The organism is Loktanella sp. S4079, from assembly GCF_000967725.1.
GTDB lineage: Bacteria > Pseudomonadota > Alphaproteobacteria > Rhodobacterales > Rhodobacteraceae > Yoonia.
The window spans coordinates 56971-77020 of sequence record NZ_JXYE01000010.1 but is presented as its reverse complement, the minus strand read 5'-3'; the positions used below and the strand labels follow the sequence as shown (position 1 = coordinate 77020).

Annotated in this window: 21 protein-coding genes and 1 riboswitch; of the genes, 10 read left to right on the top strand and 11 right to left on the bottom strand. The window is 56.2% G+C overall.

What is annotated here, in order from left to right; genetic code table 11:
* Positions 1-3: 3 nt before the first annotated feature.
* The gene (locus tag TW80_RS16120; protein ID WP_045998485.1) at positions 4-573 is read left to right on the top strand and encodes a YqgE/AlgH family protein; all 570 of its coding nucleotides are present in this window, start codon (positions 4-6) and stop codon (positions 571-573) included.
* Here the strand turns inward: TW80_RS16120 and TW80_RS16115 are convergent.
* Positions 570-1130, bottom strand: a complete 561-nt coding sequence (locus tag TW80_RS16115; protein WP_045998484.1) for a TlpA family protein disulfide reductase — start codon at positions 1128-1130, stop codon at positions 570-572. The genes TW80_RS16120 and TW80_RS16115 overlap by 4 nt on opposite strands.
* Before the next feature lie 13 nt (positions 1131-1143).
* On the opposite strand from TW80_RS16115, the gene argH reads away from it, so the two are divergent.
* From argH to TW80_RS16095, 5 genes are all read left to right on the top strand, one after another.
* Positions 1144-2532 carry an argininosuccinate lyase gene (gene argH, locus TW80_RS16110; RefSeq protein WP_045998483.1) on the top strand — a complete coding sequence of 463 codons (1389 nt, stop codon included), beginning with the start codon at positions 1144-1146 and terminating at the stop codon, positions 2530-2532.
* Complete coding sequence (locus TW80_RS18325) at positions 2529-2702, top strand: hypothetical protein (protein WP_204218522.1); 174 nt, start codon at positions 2529-2531, stop codon at positions 2700-2702. Before argH ends, TW80_RS18325 begins: the two co-directional genes overlap by 4 nt.
* Positions 2702-3040: a DUF2834 domain-containing protein gene (locus TW80_RS16105; protein WP_045998482.1), complete on the top strand. Its 339-nt coding sequence runs from the start codon at positions 2702-2704 to the stop codon at positions 3038-3040. Before TW80_RS18325 ends, TW80_RS16105 begins: the two co-directional genes overlap by 1 nt.
* Before the next feature lie 72 nt (positions 3041-3112).
* Entirely contained in the window at positions 3113-4378 is a 1266-nt protein-coding gene (gene lysA / locus TW80_RS16100; RefSeq protein ID WP_045998481.1) for a diaminopimelate decarboxylase, read from the top strand.
* A 46-nt stretch (positions 4379-4424) separates the two neighbouring features.
* The gene (locus tag TW80_RS16095) at positions 4425-7031 is read left to right on the top strand and encodes a DUF4175 domain-containing protein (protein ID WP_045998480.1); all 2607 of its coding nucleotides are present in this window, start codon (positions 4425-4427) and stop codon (positions 7029-7031) included.
* A gap of 5 nt (positions 7032-7036) precedes the next feature.
* Here the strand turns inward: TW80_RS16095 and TW80_RS16090 are convergent, their stop codons facing one another.
* A complete protein-coding gene (locus TW80_RS16090) occupies positions 7037-7909 on the bottom strand; it encodes a zinc-ribbon domain-containing protein (RefSeq protein ID WP_052701028.1) in 873 nt (290 codons plus the stop codon).
* A gap of 168 nt (positions 7910-8077) precedes the next feature.
* Here TW80_RS16090 and TW80_RS16085 point away from each other — a divergent pair, with 168 nt between their 5' ends.
* Genes TW80_RS16085 through TW80_RS16070 form a run of 4 tightly spaced genes read left to right on the top strand, consistent with a single transcriptional unit; the run spans position 8078 to position 10959 of the window.
* Entirely contained in the window at positions 8078-8752 is a 675-nt protein-coding gene (locus tag TW80_RS16085) for a cell division ATP-binding protein FtsE (protein ID WP_045998479.1), read from the top strand.
* A complete protein-coding gene (locus TW80_RS16080) occupies positions 8749-9633 on the top strand; it encodes a cell division protein FtsX (protein ID WP_045998478.1) in 885 nt (294 codons plus the stop codon). Before TW80_RS16085 ends, TW80_RS16080 begins: the two co-directional genes overlap by 4 nt.
* Positions 9630-10373: a lysophospholipid acyltransferase family protein gene (locus tag TW80_RS16075; RefSeq protein WP_045998477.1), complete on the top strand. Its 744-nt coding sequence runs from the start codon at positions 9630-9632 to the stop codon at positions 10371-10373. The genes TW80_RS16080 and TW80_RS16075 overlap by 4 nt, the downstream gene beginning before the upstream one ends.
* Complete coding sequence (locus tag TW80_RS16070; protein WP_045998476.1) at positions 10351-10959, top strand: pyridoxamine 5'-phosphate oxidase family protein; 609 nt, start codon at positions 10351-10353, stop codon at positions 10957-10959. The genes TW80_RS16075 and TW80_RS16070 overlap by 23 nt, the downstream gene beginning before the upstream one ends.
* Positions 10960-11195: 236 nt before the next feature.
* On the opposite strand, the gene thiD is transcribed toward TW80_RS16070, so the two are convergent.
* From thiD to TW80_RS16025, 9 genes are all read right to left on the bottom strand, one after another.
* Positions 11196-11918: a bifunctional hydroxymethylpyrimidine kinase/phosphomethylpyrimidine kinase gene (gene thiD, locus TW80_RS16065; protein WP_045998475.1), complete on the bottom strand. Its 723-nt coding sequence runs from the start codon at positions 11916-11918 to the stop codon at positions 11196-11198.
* A complete protein-coding gene (locus tag TW80_RS16060) occupies positions 11918-12892 on the bottom strand; it encodes a HesA/MoeB/ThiF family protein (RefSeq protein WP_342585912.1) in 975 nt (324 codons plus the stop codon). Before TW80_RS16060 ends, thiD begins: the two co-directional genes overlap by 1 nt.
* On the bottom strand, positions 12880-13473 hold the full coding sequence (locus TW80_RS16055; RefSeq protein ID WP_045998474.1) for a thiamine phosphate synthase: 594 nt from the start codon (positions 13471-13473) through the stop codon (positions 12880-12882). The genes TW80_RS16060 and TW80_RS16055 overlap by 13 nt, the downstream gene beginning before the upstream one ends.
* Complete coding sequence (locus tag TW80_RS16050; RefSeq protein WP_084625830.1) at positions 13473-14240, bottom strand: thiazole synthase; 768 nt, start codon at positions 14238-14240, stop codon at positions 13473-13475. Before TW80_RS16050 ends, TW80_RS16055 begins: the two co-directional genes overlap by 1 nt.
* A 2-nt stretch (positions 14241-14242) precedes the next feature.
* Positions 14243-14440 carry a sulfur carrier protein ThiS gene (gene thiS, locus TW80_RS16045; RefSeq protein ID WP_045998472.1) on the bottom strand — a complete coding sequence of 66 codons (198 nt, stop codon included), beginning with the start codon at positions 14438-14440 and terminating at the stop codon, positions 14243-14245.
* Positions 14424-15377 (bottom strand): FAD-dependent oxidoreductase, encoded by a 954-nt coding sequence (locus TW80_RS16040; RefSeq protein WP_045998471.1) that lies wholly within the window; start codon positions 15375-15377, stop codon positions 14424-14426. Before TW80_RS16040 ends, thiS begins: the two co-directional genes overlap by 17 nt.
* Positions 15374-17170 (bottom strand): phosphomethylpyrimidine synthase ThiC, encoded by a 1797-nt coding sequence (gene thiC, locus TW80_RS16035; RefSeq protein ID WP_045998470.1) that lies wholly within the window; start codon positions 17168-17170, stop codon positions 15374-15376. The genes TW80_RS16040 and thiC overlap by 4 nt, the downstream gene beginning before the upstream one ends.
* A 97-nt stretch (positions 17171-17267) precedes the next feature.
* Positions 17268-17388, bottom strand: a riboswitch (TPP riboswitch).
* Between the two features lie 136 nt (positions 17389-17524).
* Entirely contained in the window at positions 17525-18670 is a 1146-nt protein-coding gene (locus TW80_RS16030) for an iron-containing alcohol dehydrogenase (RefSeq protein ID WP_045998469.1), read from the bottom strand.
* Positions 18670-20049, bottom strand: coding sequence for an aldehyde dehydrogenase family protein (locus TW80_RS16025; RefSeq protein ID WP_045998468.1), 1380 nt, complete (start codon positions 20047-20049; stop codon positions 18670-18672). Before TW80_RS16025 ends, TW80_RS16030 begins: the two co-directional genes overlap by 1 nt.
* Between the last annotated feature and the right edge of the window lies 1 nt (position 20050).

Here is a 20050-nt window from a genome sequence, read left to right as displayed (position 1 = left end):
AATATGAGAGCACAAGAATCAACCCTTGCGGGAAAACTGTTAATTGCTATGCCCGAGATGGATGATCCGCGCTTTGCCCATAGCGTCATCTATATGTGTGCCCATTCCGACGATGGCGGCATGGGGATTATAGTTAATAAACCCCAGCCAGATATTCAGTTTTCCGATTTGCTTGATCAAATGGATATCAAAAAAGCGGCGGGTGTACGCGATATTCGCGTGCATTTTGGGGGCCCAGTGGATCAGTCGCGCGGGTTTGTTCTGCACTCAGGCGATTACGCGACCGATTCGGGAACGCTTGAGGTTTCTGGCGGTATCGCGATGACCGCGACGATGACTGTTCTCGAAGATATCGCAAAAGGGCAGGGACCCGATACCTCGATGTTAGCGTTGGGGTATGCCGGCTGGGGGCCTGGACAACTAGAAGCTGAAATTGCGCATAACGGTTGGCTGACTTGCGACGCCCGAAATGACATCGTTTTTGGCCGTGCGAATGAGCATAAATGGACAGCCGCGCTCAAGCATATGGGGATTGATCCGCTGTTACTGTCGGGTGCTGCTGGGCGCGCTTAACTCTGGCTACCGATCAGCGCTTGCATGATTGCAATTGCGCTGTCGCTGGACCAGTCTGCCTCGCCTTGCATGCGGGCGATTTCGTGACCCTCTGGGTTCAGAATAATCGTGACCGGAAGCCCCAAGACACCCATGTTCCGGGCGAGTGCCTGCCGTGGATCAGTATGTTTGGGTAGGTTATCAACCGCGATTTCGCCAAAGAACCGGTCAATTGCGGGCTGCGGATTGCGCCCGGTTGCAATTGTCACGACCTCAAACCTGTCGCCACCCAATTGAGCCTGAAGCGCCGAAAGCTGTGGCATCTCAACCCGGCAAGGTGCGCACCACGTCGCCCAAAAATTCAAAACAACGTATTTTCCAGAATAATCGGCGAGCGTCATTTGACTGCCGTCTTCGGCGACGAACGGTGTGTCCGCTGTACGCATCGGGGCCTCGTGAAACATCAGCTTGCGCATGTTACCTTCGCGCAGGGCCTCGACGGCGGCTGTATCTGCGGTCGCAGTGTTTGCAACAACAGCTAGGGCCGTATAAAGCAGGGCTGATAGTAACTTTCGCATAGGCTTTTCCCTCATGACCAAGACCGCAAACTCGATGTGGGGCGGACGTTTCGCCGCCGGACCAGACGCGATTATGGAGGCGATCAACGCATCCATTGGTTATGACCGCCGACTAGCACCCCAAGACATCAATGGTTCACTCGCCCATGCAACCATGCTGGCCGCCAAAGGCATCATTAGTGATAGTGATGCAAACACGATCAAGGAAGGCCTAGTCACCGTATTGTCAGAGATTGAAACAGGAAAGTTTCAGTTTTCGACTGCTCTCGAAGATATTCACATGAACGTCGAGGCACGTCTTAAGGAACTGGTCGGTGAACCGGCTGGCCGTTTGCACACTGCGCGTTCGCGGAATGATCAGGTTGCCGTCGATTTCCGCCTTTGGGTCCGTGACCAATGTGATCAAGCAGACGAAGCATTGGCAGCTTTGCAAAATGCTTTGTTGGGGCAAGCCGAGGCTGGTGCGGATTGGGTGATGCCCGGTTTCACACATTTGCAAACGGCACAGCCTGTGACTTGGGGCCACCACATGCTGGCCTATGTTGAAATGTTCGCACGTGACCGTTCGCGTTTTGCCGATGCCCGCAAGCGGATGAATACATCCCCATTGGGTGCGGCAGCTCTTGCTGGGACGTCTTTCCCGATTGATCGCCATATGACAGCCGAGGCACTGGGATTTGATCGGCCAATGTCCAACTCTCTGGACGCGGTTTCTGATCGTGACTTTGCGCTCGAATTTCTTGCGGCGAGCAGCATCTGCGCGATGCACCTGTCACGCTTGGCCGAAGAATTGGTGATCTGGTCCTCTGCCCAGTTCCGCTTTGTGAAGATGTCAGACAAATGGTCTACTGGATCATCCATCATGCCACAAAAGCGCAACCCAGACGCCGCAGAACTGATCCGTGCCAAGATTGGTCGGATTTTCGGCGCAAATGTTGCGTTGATGACGGTCATGAAGGGGTTGCCGCTGACCTATTCAAAAGACATGCAAGAAGACAAAGAGCAAACCTTTGATGCCGCTGACAATTTGATGCTGGCGCTCGCTGCAATGACTGGAATGGTTGGTGATATGACGGCCAACCGCGAAAGCCTAAAGGCGGCGGCATCCAGCGGATTTTCGACCGCGACTGATCTTGCCGATTGGCTGGTGCGTGAACTTGGGTTACCGTTCCGTGACGCACATCATGTGACTGGTTCGCTTGTGGCGATGGCTGAAAGCAAAGAATGCGATCTGCCAGACCTGAGCCTTGAGGATATGCAATCTGTTCACGCGGGTATCCGCGCCGATGTATTTGATGTGCTTGGGGTGGAAAATTCTGTCGCTTCGCGGATGAGCTTTGGCGGCACAGCCCCAGAGCAGGTTCGCGCGCAAGTCGCGCATTGGAAAGAGGTACTTGGATGAAGCGCATTGTATTGATTCTATCGGTCACCGCACTTGTTAGCTGTGGCGCTGATGGTGCGCCTTGGCGGCCATCGGCGAATGTCGGGCTTAGCGTGGGGACTGGTGGTGTCAGTACAAGCACCAACATCGGTGCATCCAATGGGACTGTGAGCGTGGGGGCAAGCTTTTAATGCGGATCTTGTTCCTATTGCTGGCAATTTGGGGTGCCGTTCACCCGATGTATTTCTTTGTGCGCTGGTTCTTGTCCGAAGGGCTGAGTCTGACGACATTGATCGCGGGATGGCAGGCGAATTTCGCCTCTACTGGCTTGATGTGGGATGTGACAATCGCTGCGATCGCCCTGATCCTCTGGATACTGACCGAAGTGTCGAAAACGCGGAACGTCCTTGGGCTATGGGCCATCGCAGCGACTATTTGCATCGGCGTGAGCTGCGGTTTGCCGCTCTACCTATATTTGCGTGATCGCGTGGTCTATGCGCGTGACGCCCACACAGTTCGCACACTGTAATCGCGAAACAAGGGTTGGTCTTTGGTCTTGATCTGATATGTCCATGAATGGTTTGGGACAAGGAAGACAGGTTTGGATCACTTTCTGTATCGCGACGGCGCGCTTTATGCCGAAGATGTAGCTCTGGCTGATATTGCAGCCGAGGTAGGCACACCGTTTTACGTCTATTCAACGGCGACACTGAAACGTCACTTCAACCTCTTTGACGAAGCGCTGTCATGGGGCGACCATCTGGTTTGCTTTGCGATGAAATCGCTATCGAACCAAGCGGTGCTAAAAGTGCTAGCAAACGAAGGTGCTGGCATGGACGTCGTTTCTATCGGTGAATACCTGCGGGCCAAGGCTGCGGGCGTACCCGGTGATCGGATCGTTTTCTCGGGCGTTGGTAAAACTGCCGATGAAATGCGCCAAGCTTTGCAAGGTGGCATCCGTCAGTTCAACGTTGAGAGCGAGCCAGAGATGGCGATGCTGGATCAGGTGGCGCAGTCCTTGGGGCTTGTTGCGCCTATCACGGTGCGGGTAAATCCAGACGTTGACGCGAAAACCCATGCCAAAATCGCAACGGGCAAGTCCGAGAATAAATTCGGCATTCCGATCTCTCGCGCACGCGAGGTCTATGCGATGGCTGCCAAGATGCCGGGGATCAAGGTTGTTGGGATCGATGTGCATATCGGTTCTCAATTGACCGAGCTTGCCCCGTTTGAGGCCGCATATACAAAGGTTGCCGAACTCACGCAGCAGCTGCGCGATGATGGCCACGAAATCACCCGTTTGGATTTGGGTGGTGGACTCGGCATTCCTTATACACGTTCAAACGAAGCGCCCCCGCTACCGACCGAATATGGTGCGATGGTGCAGCGCACAGTGGGGCATCTGGGATGCGAAATTGAAATTGAGCCGGGTCGCTTGATTTCTGGGAATGCGGGTTTGCTGGTCTCAAAGGTGATCTATGTGAAATCTGGTGAGGATCGCAAATTCCTGATTATTGATGGCGCAATGAACGATTTGATCCGCCCAGCGATGTATGAGGCATGGCATGATATCGTGCCGCTGATCGAACCCGTACCCGGCGCAGAACGCGCAAAATACGATATCGTTGGCCCTATCTGCGAAAGCGGTGACACCTTTGCCAAGGCACGCGAAATGCCTGCGGTTGGCCCAGATGATCTGATCGCGTTCCGTTCTGCTGGTGCATATGGTGCAGTGATGGCATCGGAATATAATTCGCGTCCTCTTATCCCCGAAGTTTTGGTCAATGGGGATCAATTTGCGGTTATCCGTAAACGTCCCACCTATGAAGAGATGATTGCCCGCGATACAGTACCTTCATGGCTCTGATTGCCATCGCCACAGGAGAGGCCCACTGAAGCATCACACCGACCAGTTGCGTCACCTGCGTCGCCCCGTCACGCTAACGTGGCTGGGCATGATCGCAGAACAAGCCATGCGGGCATTTTGGCCGCTATGGACAGTGTTGTTGTTGGCTGTTGCACCGCTCGCGATGGGCTGGCACGAGCTACTTTCAACCGAGGTGTTTTGGGCTGCTGCTGCTGCTGTTGCGGGCCTTGCGGGTTTTGCCGCACTTATCTGGGGTGTGCGTCGGCTGCATTTGCCAACGCGGTCCCAAGCGATCGCACGCGTTGATGCTGTTATGCCGGGTCGCCCAATTGCTGCAATTGCGGATACGCAGGCGATTGGTGCGCATGACCCGCAGTCTCAACAGGTTTGGGACGCACATATCGCACGGATGGCGGCCCGTACCAAAGAGGCGCGCGCGGTCGAACCCGACCTGACGCTCACGGATCGGGACCCATTCGGTCTACGCTTTATCGCGTTGCTATGCTTTGTCGTTGCCTTGTTGTTCGGTTCAATTCTGCGGGTTGCGACAGTCGCTGATGTCGCGCAAGGGGGCGGGCCAAATCTTGTTGCTGGCCCCGTATGGGAAGGGTGGCTTGATCCGCCTGCCTATACGGGAAAGCCGGTGATCTACCTTAATGATATTCCGGCAGGTGAATTATCTGTTCCCGAAGGCAGCGTTGTCACCTTGCGCCTGTATGGTGAGGTGGGTGCGCTGACGGTTTCGGAAACTGTGTCAGGGCGTGCAACTGATGCCGCCAACACGACAGAGCCGCAGCAAGAATTCGAAGTCACGCAAACCGGACAGCTATCTGTACTTGGTGACAATGGTATCACTTGGGATATTACGGCTGTCGCCGATACGCCGCCCGAGGTTGAGCTCACTGGACCAATCGAATCTGACGCGATGGGTGAACTGTCACAGCCGTTTATGGCGCTGGATGACTATGGGGTGGCAAGCGGTACAGCAACAATCGCATTGGATTTGCCAGCGGTTGATCGGATCTACGGATTGCAGATTGATCCTGATCCGATTGCACCCGTCGTTCTGGATCTGCCGATGCCATTCACTGGCGACAGAACAGATTTCGAAGAATTCCTGATTGAAAATCTGAGCGAGCATTCATTGGCGAATTTGCCTGTGACCATGCAGTTAGAGGTGGTCGATGATGCCGGTCTGGTCACCACTGCACCTGCCGAGCCAATGATCTTGCCCGGGCGTCGGTTCTTTCGTCCCTTTGCAAAGGCCGTGATCGAACAGCGGCGCGACCTGATGTGGTCCAAAGAAAATGTCGTTCGCGTGGATCAAGTCTTGCGCGCGCTTTCGAACCGTCCAGAGGACCTGTCGATCGAAGAGGCACCTTATCTGCGCTTGCGGACGATTATTCGTCAGCTTGACCGGATGGCAGAGTTTGGGATGAATGACGAAGGCCAGGCCGAGATTGTCGAGGCTTTGTGGGAACTTGCGGTGCAGCTTGAAGATGGCCGCCTTGCCGATGCGCGCAAGCGGCTTGAGCGCGCCCAAGAACGCCTTGCCGAAGCTATGCGCAACGGTGCCTCTGATGAGGAAATTGCGGAACTCATGCAAGAACTTCGCGAAGCGACTGACGACTACATGCGGATGCTTGCCGAGGAAATGGAGCCGAGCGACGGTACCGACCAAGCTGACAACAGCGAGAACACCATGCAGCTATCCATGGATGAGCTTCAGGCGCTGATGGATCGTATCGAAGAACTGATGCAAGAGGGCCGTATGGCCGAGGCGCAAGAGCTGATGGAACGCCTGAACGAGATGATGGAGAACATGCGCGTCACCCAAGGTGAGGGTGGAGACGGGCCTCAGATGCCGGGCCAGCAGTCTATGCAGGATTTGGCTGAAACTCTGCGCGATCAAGAGGACCTGTCTGACGACGCTTTCCGTGATTTGCAAGAGCAGTTCAATCCCGGCCAGCAGGGTCAACAAGGCCAGCAACCGCAGCAAGGACAATCAGGCCAAGATGGCGAGCAACCCGGTCAACAGTCAGGGCAGCAGGGCCAAGATGGCCAAGAACCCGGTGAGAATGGGCAAGGCGGGCAAGAAAATTCAACCGGTCAAGGCAGCCAAGGTGATGACGCAGGTGAAAACGGACAGGGTGGCAGCCTTGCTGAACGCCAACAGGCACTGCGCAATGAATTGCAACGTCAACGTCAGGGACTGCCGAATCTGAACGGCGAGGCGGGTGACATCGCAAGGCGTTCCCTAGAGCGGGCCGAAGGCGCAATGGAAGGCGCAGAAGAAGCGCTGCGCGACGGTGATCTGGCAGAAGCGATTGATAGGCAGGCCGAGGCAATGGATGCGCTGCGCAATGGAATGCGTGAACTTGAGCAAGCTTTGGCCGAAAACGGCAGTGGTGAGCCGGGACAAGGTACCCAGCAAGGCGAAGCGGGCGGACGCCCCGTACCCGGCGCACGCGATCCGTTGGGCAGAAATGTCGGGAACAGCGGTTTGTCAGGCACTGATCAGGAATTGTTGGGCGGCGAAGATATCAACCGCCGCGCCGAAGAGTTGCTAGATGAAATCCGCCGCCGCTCTGGTGATCAGGAACGCCCCGAGATCGAGCGCGACTATCTGCGCCGCTTGCTCGATCAGTTCTAGTTACATTAATCCAAAGAGGTGTTCGGTGCCGAAGCGGGTGTAGGTTCAACGACAGTTGGGTCCGCAGCGGGAGCGCCTGATGCTGGTGTTGCTTCGCCGCCGGTGAAACCTTCGATCATTGTGCGAGCTGCTTTGAACTGGTCGTTCAGCCACAGGCGCAAGCCATCCACGGTTTCGACGTAGGTTTGCATTGGTTCTGCCGCCTGCGGGAACTGGGCGATGATTTGCTCTGTAAAGAAGTAAGGCGCAATCGCCACAGCCAACAGCAACAACATCGTCACAAAGCCGCGGCGGAAACCGCGGCGCTGTACGATTTCCTCTTGTTCCTGCTCGGTCAATCGAATGCCGTCAGGTTCTTGGACGCGGGCACGTAGCTGTTCGTTAATTTCGTCAATGCTTGGCACTGTACGCTGGTTAGCTTCCATTGCGACGGCCCCGGTCGCAGCGGCGGCGACAGAAGCCGGAGTTTCGGCCAGTTCTGCTGCCATCATGGATACGCGGCGACGGGTTTCATCGGCGTTGACTTGGGCGGCTGGCGGATTCGCTGGGCGGGTTAGCGCAGGTTCACGGATGTCTGGCGCAGTTGCAGGCGCCTCGTCGTCGAAGACGGCGTTTTCGCGGGCGGCTTCTTGGCGCAAAATGTCGGCGATGGAGGAATCGAGCGGCTTGCGCTTTTTGATGGCGGATTCAACTTCGGCGGCGACTTTGGACGCGGCAGCGGCTGCAGCCGGAGCAACGGTACTTGCGGCTGGTCGGGTTTCTTCGGTTTGGAACCACGTATGCGAACAGCTAGAGCATTGAACGTCACGCCCGCCCTCTGGAATTGCATCGCTGGCAATATCGTATTGCGCATTACACTTGGGGCAAATCAGCCGCATTATTTGTTATCCTTCTGCCCTACACAAAACTACTAAAATCACTAAATCCGTGCGCAATTTAGCAATCATAGCCCCAAACGCAAAGCTTTTGCGTGATTGTGACTTTGGCGGTCATTGTAACCGTGCGCTGATTTAGGCAATACATGCGCGTGACGCAAAGGAAAAACCGTGATCGAACTGGATAATGTGTCGTATGGCCACAATGGCTCGGCGCTATTTTCTCAATTAAATCTGAAGCTTGCGCCGGGATCGTTTCAATTCTTGACGGGTCCATCTGGCGCAGGAAAGACGACATTGTTGCGCTTGTGCTACGCGGACTTGCGCGCCCAACGTGGCAAGGTACGGGTATTCGGGCAGGATATCTCAACCCTAGATCGTGATGGGGTGGCGATGTCTCGCCGAAGGATTGGCGTGGTGCATCAGGATTGCCAATTCTTGGATCATCTGAGCGTCGCCGAAAACATCGCGCTGCCATTGACGGTTGCTGGGCGCATCTCTGAAGCAGCGGCAAATCTGAAAGAGTTGTTGTCGTGGGTTGGGCTTGCCAAACAATCTGGCCGCTTTCCGCCCGAGCTGTCAGGTGGTGAACGGCAGCGTGCTGCGCTTGCGCGTGCGGTAATCATGTCGCCCGATGTCATTATTGCCGACGAACCGACTGGCAACGTAGATTGGGAAATGTCGCAGCGGTTGCTTGCCTTGCTCGTTGAACTGAACCGCATGGGTAAGACCGTGCTCATCGCGACCCACGATTTAACCATGATCCGCTCGCTGAAATCTGATGTTGATGCGCGTGTGCTCAGACTGAAAGACGGGCAGCTTACAGTTGCAGGGGCTGTGCTATGACCGCTTTGCTAGAATTGATCATGGGTGATCCGCAGGCAGATCGCGTCGTCCCACCGACGGGCATTACGGCGAAACTTACCATATTTGTCTCGGCAGTCATGGCTATGTTGGCTGTAATTGCCTTGGCGTTGTCTCTGTCGACAGGGCGGGTCGCGGATCGCTGGGCAGACGAATTATCCCAAGCTGCAACACTACGCTTGCCGGCTGATCCCGAGAGCGCCAGCGCCCATTTGTTGAAAGCCTTGGAAATTCTCGAAACTACGCCCGGGGTTGCCTCTGCAAGGGCGCTTTCTAGTGAAGAACAGCAAGAACTCTTGGCCCCGTGGTTCGGTGATGATCTGTTGCTGGATACCATGCCGATCCCGCAATTGATCGAGATCGTCGCGGATGACGCACCCTATGACCCTGAAGGATTGCGCGCACGCCTTGCCGCAGAAATTCCGGGGGCCGTGCTTGATGAGCACGACAGTTGGAGAGAGCCGTTATTGGCGGCGGCTAAGCGAGTCCGGTTCATCGGTTGGGCGGTCATCTTGCTGATTGGCGCAAGTGTTGCCGCGATGATCACTTTGGCAGCGCAGGCGTCACTGTCGGCGAACGCACAGGTCATCCGCGTTTTGCGACTGGTTGGGGCGCGAGATGTTTACATCGCACGGGCATTTGTGCAGCGTTACACGCTGCGTTCAGGCCTTGGGGCGATTGCGGGCGTTGTATTGGGGTTGATTGTGTTGCAGGTTCTGCCCGATAGCGGAGGGTTCTTTTCTGAAATCGGCTTTGTGGGTTTCGGTTGGGTCTGGCCGTTGATCATCCCACTGCTGGCCGCGGTGGTCGGATTTTTCGCGACGCGTTCTGCCGCATTTGCGAGGTTAAAGGAGCAAACATGAGCTATGCAATTCAGTGGCTGCGGTCGCTTTTCTTTAACTTGCAGATGTATGTCGCCATGTTGGTCGTTGGGGTACTGTATTTCCCGGCTGCTCTCATTTCCCGTCAGGGCGCAATTGCCGCCTGTCACGCCTATTGCAGGTATATCGAATGGTCTGCGAAATGGATGATTGGATTGCGCTTTGAAATTCGCGGCACGCCACCAACGGACGAGGTGATGGTCGCCGCTAAGCACCAGTCATTCATGGATGTAATCGGAATTTATCACGCGATCCCACGCGGCAAATTCATAATGAAAGCGATCTTGAAATACGCCCCGATTTTGGGCTGGTTCGGCTTACGGATTGGTTGCATCCCCGTTCATCGCGGCAAGCGCGGTCAAGCGATCAGAAAGATGCTGGCGGATGTGACTGCCGGGCGTGCTTTGCCAGGGCAGTTGATCATTTATCCGCAAGGCACCCGCATCGCCCCCGGGGTAAGCGCAAAGTACAAGATCGGGACCGGGGCGTTATACCGCGAGCTAGACCAGCCCGTCGTGCCAGTCGCGACCAATGTGGGCCTGTTCTGGCCAAAGCGCGGTGTTTATCGCAAGCCCGGAACGGCAGTATTTGAATTTTTGCCGCGCATCGAGCCCGGTCTAGAAGTAAATGAATTTATGAAGCGGTTGGAAAACGACATTGAAACCGCGTGCGACCGTTTGAACGCAGAGGCAGGATTTAATGGACGGACACATAGTAACTGATGTTGCCACATTAGAAGAGTTATACGGCCAACCGGGCGAGGCCTCGCTGATCAAAGTGGCGGATCATATTACCCCACTTTATCGCAAATGGATCAATGCATCGCGCTTTTGCGTACTTAGCACGGTTGGTGCGACAGGCACCGATGGCAGCCCGCGTGGTGACGACGGGCCAGTGGTGACAGAGCTTGACCCCAAAACATTGCTGTTGCCCGATTGGCGCGGGAATAATCGGATGGATTCTCTGCGTAACATCGTCGAGGACGGACGTGTCAGCCTGATGCTCTTTGTTCCGGGGTCGAACAATGTGGTTCGCATCAATGGGACCGCAGTTATTTCGCTAGACCCAGATCTAAGCGCGCGGTTTGACCAGAATGGAAAACAGCCCCGTAGTGTCACCGTGATTTCAGTGGCAGAGGTCTACAGCCAATGTGCGCGGGCTATTATGCGCGCCAAACTGTGGTCAGGCGAAGACGAAAGCACAGGCCTGCCAACCGTGGGTGAACTGCTCACTGAGCAAAAGAACGGCTTTGACGGTGCCGAATACGACGCAAGCTGGAACGCACGCGCCGCCAAGACGATGTGGTAACGTTCAAAGGTTTCTTTGCAGAACTAGGCTCTTATGTCGTCATCCGATGTGGTTTGGTGCGATTGACACATGTGACTGATTTGTGCCCGATCTTTATAAGAAATGATAGGTCTCCCTATGGCTAAGATTACCCAAGGTCATGGCTTACCGCAGCACGGTCTGTCCGTTGTCGTCCGCCGCTTTGACATCAACATTCGAACCGACACAGCCATCACGGCGTGATCTTATCCAATAGCTCATTGCTGCATCAAAAACAGTCCATTTAGGTACTCTTTCCCTTTGCTGCATGCGTCGTGGAGGTTGCTTCCCTGCCCGAGTATGCAGGCAATCGCTGTGGAAAGGGTGCAGCCTGTGCCTCTGGGCGCAGAGGCTTGGCGCGGCGCAGAGAAGGTGTATCGTTGTTGGCCGGTAAACAGGTAGTCGGTTGATTGTTCGCCGGTGGCGTGCCCGCCTTTGATCAGGGCAGCGTGGCAGCCCATCCTTAGCAAGCCGTTCGCTTGACGTGTCACATCATCCAAAGTTTGCGCGACCGGCTCATCCGTCAAGATCGCAGCTTCGGTTAAATTCGGCGTAATCAGTGTCACTTGTTTCAAAAGTAGCGATGGGAATTGTCCGAGAAAGAGCCGCCCGCCGGAACTGGACGCAAGCACAGGATCGAGAACAATAGGCCCACGAAACTGAATCAATTCCTCTGCGACAGCCTGTGCGATCTCTTGGCGCCCCAACGCGCCTATTTTGACTGAGCATGGCGCATGATCGTCGAATGATGATTTAATCTGATCCCTGACCAGTCCGCATGACATGTGCGTCATTTGTGACATTGCCGAATTTGATTGTGCAGTGACCATCGTCACGATGGGCTTGATTGCAAAGCCAAGATCAGCCGCCGTGATAGCATCGCGGGTCAGTCCTGCACCGCCACTGCTATCTGTGCCCCCAATTGCGAGAAGCGTTTTCATTAACTCTCCTCAGCTGCATGCAGGCAGATGTTTGTGAGACCACGTTCTGCTAACTGTTCTGCTGTGCGCCATGCGCGAAGACCTGATTTGCAGCATATCACCGTGCGGCGAGATGTGGAAAGTTCGGTATAATCGGCAAGGGGTCCGCACCAGCGGACGGCTCTTGGGTGGGCGAGCGTCGGTGATTCTGTCTCGGGTCTCAGGTCTATGATTTGATCGGTTTCGGCGATGTCAGATATGCTGATGAATGGGAATAAAACGTCCGGCTCGGGAGCGTTGCAAAAATCGATCTGCGAAAAATGATGTGTGCGCATGTCTATATTCACCAAAATACCCAGCGGCGACGGTTGATGCCCAAGTAAGACCTGCAAAGTCATTTGCGCTTGCATCGTGCCGATCATTCCGACAACGGGGCCCAACACGCCGCTATCCGTGCAGCGCGCACTGGTGCCCGGCGCAGATGGGAAAACGGCACGCAATGACGGTGCGTTGCCGCAAAATGCACCCACATATCCCGATAGCCCCAGCGCACTGGCCGCGATCAGTGGCATTCTTTGGCGGTGGCAGTGATCAGACAGCGTATAGGTGACCGCAAAGCTATCGGCGGCATCCACAACGACATCGACGCCATCGCAAAGCTTGGTGACGTTCGCAGGAGTGAGTGCTGCAACATGAGGCGTGACTACAGTTGCGGGGTTGGCTTCGCGCAATTTGTTGGCTGCGATCTCGGCCTTGGGCTGCCCGAGATCGGCCATCCCAAAGAGCGGCTGTCGGTGGAGATTGCTTAACTCGACATGGTCGTGGTCGATAATGCTGATACGGCCGACGCCCGCACCCGAAAGATATTGGAGTGCTGGACAGCCAAGCCCGCCTGCACCAACGACCAGCACATGTGCGTCTTGCAGGCGCAGTTGTCCTTTTGTGCCGACCTCGGGCAAGATCATCTGGCGGTGATATCGGCCTATGTCTTGCACGCGCTGATCCACTTCCTGGTCTGGCTCTGCGGGTCTGGGGCTTGCTGAATATCGGTGACCACGGCGGCACTATCGGCCCCGGCACCGAATACGCCGGGCAGGCGTTCAATTGTCAGGCCACCAATGGCCACCAAAGGGGTGTCTTGGCATTCATGTTTCCAGCGCGTGATTTTTTCCAGTCCCTGTGGTGCCCATTTCATTTGCTTGAGCAGGGTCGGATAAATCGGACCGAGCGCGATGTAATCGGGCTCAAGGGAAAGCGCCCGCGTGCGTTCGTCATCGTCATGGGTGGAAAGGCCAAACCGGATATTGGCCCTGCGCAGCGCATCGAAATCCGCATTATCCATATCTTCTTGGCCAAGGTGCACAAAATCACAACCAAGGTCGATCGCGAGCTCCCAATAGTCGTTGACCACCAGCTGCGCGTTATATTCGCGGCATATTTCACGAGCGAGCGTGATCTGACGGCGAATTTCCGTTTTCGGCTGGTCCTTGATCCGAAGTTGGACGAGCCGTACCCCAAGCGGGACGAGGCGTGACAGCAGAGCGACATCGCCAACGATGAGATAGAACCGCTCCATCAGACAAGCTCAGCAAGGCCAAGGATCGGTGTCGACGGCACGGCCATGTCGCGCGGTTCCATAGCGCCCGCTTGATAAGATATTCGCCCGGCTTGAATCGCGAGCGACATGGCATGCGCCATAGCGATGGGATCTCCAGCCTTGGCCACTGCAGTATTGAGCAGAACGCCATCCATGCCCAGTTCCATCGCTTTGCTGGCGTCGGATGGGCGGCCGATCCCGGCATCGACAATGAGTGTGATGTCAGGGAAATGCGCGCGCATCGCCCGCAACGCATCGGGGTGGCGAATGCCCTGACCAGAACCAATTGGCGCCCCCCATGGCATCAGAACCCTACATCCGGCATCAACCAGCTTTTCTGCGACGATCAGGTCATCGGTGGTGTAGGGAAATACATCAAACCCATCCGCGCACAGTGCGGTTGCGGCCTCAACTGTGCCAAAGACATCAGGTTGCAAAGTATCGGCATTTCCGATGACCTCTAGCTTAATCCAGTTTGTTTCAAACAGATCGCGGGCCATTTTGGCGGTGGTGATGGCCTCTTGGGCGGTATGGCATCCGGCTGTATTGGGCAAGATACGTTTGTTTTGACTGCGCAGAATGTCCCAAAATCGTGTGCCAGAGCCACCAGCCGTTTCTCGGCGTAGTGATACGGTAATCACCTCGGTTCCAGATTCCCCAATGGCGCGGGTCAAAATGTCCGGTGATGGATATTGTGCTGTCCCTAGCAAAAGCCGGCTGTCTACTGTCTGATCGTATAATTGCATCATCAGCCCCCCTGCATTGGCGCAAGGATTTCGATCCGGTCACCGTCTGAAATGGTGGCGGTGGCGCGATCAGATTTTGCGACAAAGGTTCCGTTCACGGCCGTCGCGATGGCGGCATCGTTATAACCAAGTTCGTTCAGAACTTCGGAAAGCGAACCAGCAGAAACATTGTTTAGTGTTGCGTTAACAAAGATGCGCATGTGCAGTCTCCGAAATAAGTTGCGTAGCGGCCTGCGCGGCATAGGCAGGAGCAAGCAGAAAACCATGCCGATAAAGCCCGTTGAAATAGAGTGTCCCGCCCTCCCACGTGAGGCGCGGTAGGTTGTCGGGAAACGCAGGGCGAAGACCCGCACCAGTTTCGATGACCGCAGCCTCGGCAAAACCGGGGTGGAGCGTGTATGCGGCAGCAAACAGTTCCGACAATGACCGCAGCGTGGGCGGGCGTGTCGCATTGCTTTCGATCATGGTCGCCCCGACCATGTAGTGATTGTCGCCGTGTGGCACGACATAAAGCGGGAACCGCGGATGCAGCAGGCGGATAGTACGGGTTAACTGTAGGTCTGGTGCGCGCAAGATCGCCATTTCGCCCCGCACTGGGCGCAGTTCAGTTAGACCTGCCTTAATGCCTGTGCAGTTCAGATCAACCCGAGCCGGGGCAGGGCGGCCCAACGTAATTTCAACGCCAAGCGCTTGCACCGCTCTGGCCAAATCGGCCAAAGCTCTGCGTGGGTTCAAATGTGCCTCTTGATCGAAATGCAGCCCGCATGAAAACCTACCTGCCAGCGAGGGTTCGAGGACGGCAATCTTTGACCCGTCACACTGTTTGTGCTGAACGGTTCTGTCGGCAAAGCGACGCAATTCATTGCTGTCGCGGGGGGGCGCCACGACCAAAGTGCCCCTGCGCGTGACTTTGGTGATTTGCGCCCACCACTGCGCTGCTGTCTTGCCAAGGCTGATGACCGCTTCGTCGGCGCTTTCGGCCTCGCACCACGGGGCGAGCATTCCGCCCGCATAGCGCGCGGCGCTTGCGCTGCCGATCTGATCCGCCGCCTCAAAGATCCGCACAGGCACGCCCCGTTTGGCGAGTTCATAGGCCGATGCTAACCCCGCAAGCCCGGCCCCTGCGATTGTAATCATGGTTTGTCGTCTTTTTGCGGCACATAGAGCTCTCCGCCTTCGCGGAACTTGGCGGCCATCGCCTCCATTCCGTCTTTCTGGGCTTCGGCTCTGATGTCGTGGCTAATGCGCATTGAACAGAATTTGGGACCACACATCGAACAGAAATGCGCGACTTTATGAGCCTCTTTGGGCAGCGTTTGGTCGTGAAAATCGCGCGCGGTGTCGGGGTCGAGTGCGAGGTTGAACTGATCCTCCCAGCGGAATTCAAACCGTGCGCGACTTAGCGCATCGTCGCGCCGTTGCGCGCCGGGAAGCCCCTTGGCCAGATCCGCCGCGTGGGCAGCGATCTTATAGGTGATCACTCCAGTTTTGACATCGTCCCGGTCGGGCAGGCCAAGGTGTTCTTTGGGGGTGACGTAGCACAGCATCGCGCAACCGAACCAACCAATCATGGCCGCGCCAATCCCGCTGGTAATATGGTCATAACCCGGCGCAATATCAGTTGTGAGCGGGCCAAGTGTATAGAATGGGGCCTCGTCACAACAGGCAAGCTGCTTGTCCATGTTCTCTTTGATTTTGTGCATGGCGACGTGGCCGGGGCCTTCGATCATGACCTGACAATCCTTGGCCCAAGCAATCTTGGTTAGCTCGCCAAGTGTCTCGAGTTCAGCAAACTGCGCCTCGTCATTGGCGTCAGCGATTGATCCGGGGCGCAGCCCATCACCAAGGCTAAAGCTCACGTCATAGGCGCGGCAGATATCGCAAATTTCGTCGAAGTGCTCGTAAAGAAAGCTCTCTTTGTGGTGGTGCAAGCACCATTTGGCCATGATTGACCCGCCACGGCTGACGATGCCAGTCACACGGTTGACGGTCATCGGCACCATATGCAGGCGTACGCCAGCGTGGATGGTAAAGTAATCCACGCCCTGTTCGGCCTGCTCGATCAGCGTGTCGCGAAAGATCTCCCATGTGAGGTCCTCGGCGATGCCGTTTACCTTTTCGAGCGCTTGGTAAATCGGGACTGTGCCGATGGGGACGGGGCTATTGCGAATGATCCATTCACGCGTGTTGTGAATGTTGCGCCCGGTCGAAAGGTCCATGACAGTATCAGCCCCCCAGCGGATCGCCCAGACCAGCTTTTCGACCTCTTCTTCCATCGAAGATGTCACCGCAGAGGTTCCCATATTCGCGTTGATCTTGACCAGAAAATTACGCCCAATAATCATCGGTTCGATTTCTGGGTGATTGATGTTGGCGGGAATAATTGCGCGACCGGCGGCGACCTCATCCCGGACGAACTCTGGGGTCACGAAATCAGGAATGTTCGCGCCAAAGTCTTCGCCGTCGCGTGGTTCTATTGTTTCGCGTAGTTGATTTTCGCGGATTGCGATGAATTCCATCTCGGGGGTCACGATTCCGGCGCGGGCATAGGCCAGCTGGGTGACCGCTTGCCCCGCTTTGGCCCGCAAGGGTAGGCGGTTTTGTGTAAATGCCGGTGTCAGACGATCGCCGGACACAAAGCCGTTGTCCTCTGGTTTCACGGCGCGCCCTGCATAGGATTCTACGTCACCGCGTGCCTCGATCCAATTTTGGCGCAGTGGGGCGAGGCCCCGGTGAATGTCGGTCTGAATATCAGGGTCTGTATAGGGCCCTGATGTGTCATAGACGGTGACTGGTTCTTCGTTGGCAGTTTCGTGCAATGCGATTTCGCGCATGGGCACGCGCAGGTCGGCAAATTGCGTGCCGGGCACGTAAACTTTGCGCGATGCAGGCAAGCCGCCCGTGGTTACTTTGGGGGTATGGATATTCATCTTGGTGCTCCTCAAGCCAATACTCAAAAAGACACCAGGTGAGTAAGGCCGGGAAACACCGGGCACGCCCGGTCGACGGATTACGAGCGGGATCAATCCCGGCTCGGTCCTTGCTTCCTACGCCAGTATCAACTGGGTCAGGTTCAAAGGGTCGCGTCGCCGGGCAATTGCCCTGTCAGCCTCTCAGTCCCCTCGGTGGGACTCCCCTGCGTGGGTCATGGTTAGCCAGCGGTTTTGGGATTTGCAAATGAAATTATCTGTATGCGTCAGCTATCAACACGCTATGCGTGGAACACTGTGGCCGTAAAGGCGCCCCCGGTGTTGGGGGCGCGATCAATCGAATATGATGTGTAATTACACGATCTGAAGCAGCAGAGCGCGCGTGTTTTCCGCAGTCATTTCAATAGGGTTACCGCCAGTGCTCGGGTCGATCATCGCACCCGCGACAATGCGGTCGATGTCAGGGTCTTTGATACCCAAATCAGCCAGCGATTTTGGAATGCCCATTGATGCATTCAGGTCATCAACAAAGGCGCAAAACCCGTCAAAGCCGCCGTCAATCCCGAGATAAGCGGCTGCCATATCAAACCGTTCAGCAATGGCAGATTTGTTGAATTGCAAAACGGCTGGCATGCACACCGCGTTCGTGGTGCCGTGGTGCGTGTGATAAATCGCGCCAATCGGGTGCGATAACGCGTGGATCGCGCCTAGGCCCTTTTGAAAGGCGGTCGCGCCCATTGCAGCGGCGGACATCATATTGGCGCGGGCTTCGATATCGGTGCCGTCGGCATAGGCGCGGGGCAGGTAATCTTTGACCAACCGCATCCCCTCAAGCGCGATACCCTGCGACATTGGATGGTAGTGCGGGGATGAAAACGCCTCGACACAATGTGCAAAAGCATCCAGTCCGGTGCCCGCCGTGATGAACTGGGGCATGCCGACCGTCAGTTCGGGATCACAGATGACGACAGCTGGCAGCATCTTGGGGTGAAAGATGATCTTTTTCTCTGCGGATTCGGAATTCGTGATAACCGAAGCGCGACCGACCTCGGACCCGGTGCCGGCCGTGGTGGGTACAGCAACGATTGGCGCGATTGCGTCTGCATCCGCGCGCGTCCACCAGTCGCCAATATCCTCAAAATCCCACAGCGGGCGGGATTGGCCCGCGTGGAAGGCCACGACCTTACCCAGATCAAGGCCAGAACCGCCGCCAAAGGCGATGACACCGTCGTGCCCACCGTCGCGATAGGCGGCAACACCTACTGCGGCGTTCTTTTCATTCGGATTCGGGTCTACATCAGCGAAAATCGCACGACCCAGCCCTGCAGCTTCGAGCAGGTCGAGCGTCTTTGTCGTGATCGCCATCTCTGCCAGCCCGCGGTCGGTGACCAGCAGAGGTTTCTTGATACCCGCAGCGGCGCAGGCATCGGCAATCTCGGCAATGCGGCCGGGGCCGAAACGGACAGCCGTGGGATAAGACCAGTTCGCAGTGATCGACATTAGTTCGTGACCTTCTTCATGTGGTAGGATTTGGGGCGTGTCAGGTTGTGGAACCCAATCACAGACAGGCCGCCGCCGCGTCCGGTGTCTTTGCAGCCGGTCCAGCATAGCGCCGGGTCCAAATAATCGGCGCGGTTCATGAACACGGTGCCAGTTTCGAGCTGATCGGCGATTGCCTCGGCCCGTTCGACATCTGGCGTCCACAAGGAAACCGTCAGCCCGTAGTCGCAGTCATTCATCAGCGCGATGGCTTCTGCGTCGGATTTGACGGGCATAATGCCAACGACCGGGCCAAAGCTTTCTTCGCGCATGACGCGCATGTCGTGGGTTACGTTGGTTAGGATCTGTGGCATCAGATAGGCACCGCCGTCATTGGGGAATAGCGCCGGATCAATGTGGGTCTTTGCCCCTGCGGCAACAGCCTCTGCGATTTGCGAACGCACGCCATCAGCAAAGCGGACCTGCGCCATTGGACCGATGGTGGTTTCTGCATCCAGCGGATTGCCGAGTTTGTAGGTGCTCACCAGTGCAGTCGCCTTTTCCACAAAGGCATCAAACAGGCTCTCGTGCACGTAAATCCGCTCGATCCCGCAACAGCACTGACCCGAGTTAAACATCGCCCCATCCATGAGGGTATCAACGGCAGCATCTAGATCAGCGTTTTCCATGACGTAACCTGGGTCTTTGCCGCCAAGCTCTAGCCCAACGCCTGTGAAGGTGCCCGCTGCGGCGTGCTCCATCGCTTTGCCGCCAGCAACAGAACCAGTGAAGTTCACAAAACCAAATGCGCGCGCGGCGATCAGGTCGGTTGTCGTTTGGTGATCAAGAAAAACGTTCATGAATACTTCTTCGGGGACGCCAGCGGCATGAAATGCCTCGGCCAGACGTTCGCCAACCAACAGCGTTTGAGCGGCATGTTTCAGCACAACGGTGTTTCCAGCAATCAGCGCTGGGGCAATCGTGTTGATCGCGGTCATGAATGGGTAGTTCCAAGGCGCAACAACCAGCACAACGCCGTGTGGCACGCGTTTGATCATCCGGCGGAACGTGTCACTGTCTTCGACGACCATCGGGGCAAGAGAATCCTGCGCGATTTGTGCCATATATTGCGCGCGTTCGTTAAATCCGCCGAACTCGCCGCCATAGCGGACAGGGCGCCCCATCTGCCAAGCCAGTTCAGTGACAATTTGGTCGTTCATTTCGCCTACTTTGGCAACGGCTGACAGCACCAGATCAATGCGCTCTTGCAATGGGCGCGCGGCCCAGTCAGCTTGCGCAGCTTGCGCGCGCGCCACCGCTTTCTTGGCCTCATCCGCCGACAATGTCGGGCGTTCGGCGTAAACCGATCCATCAATCGGAGAGATACATTTCACAGTCATC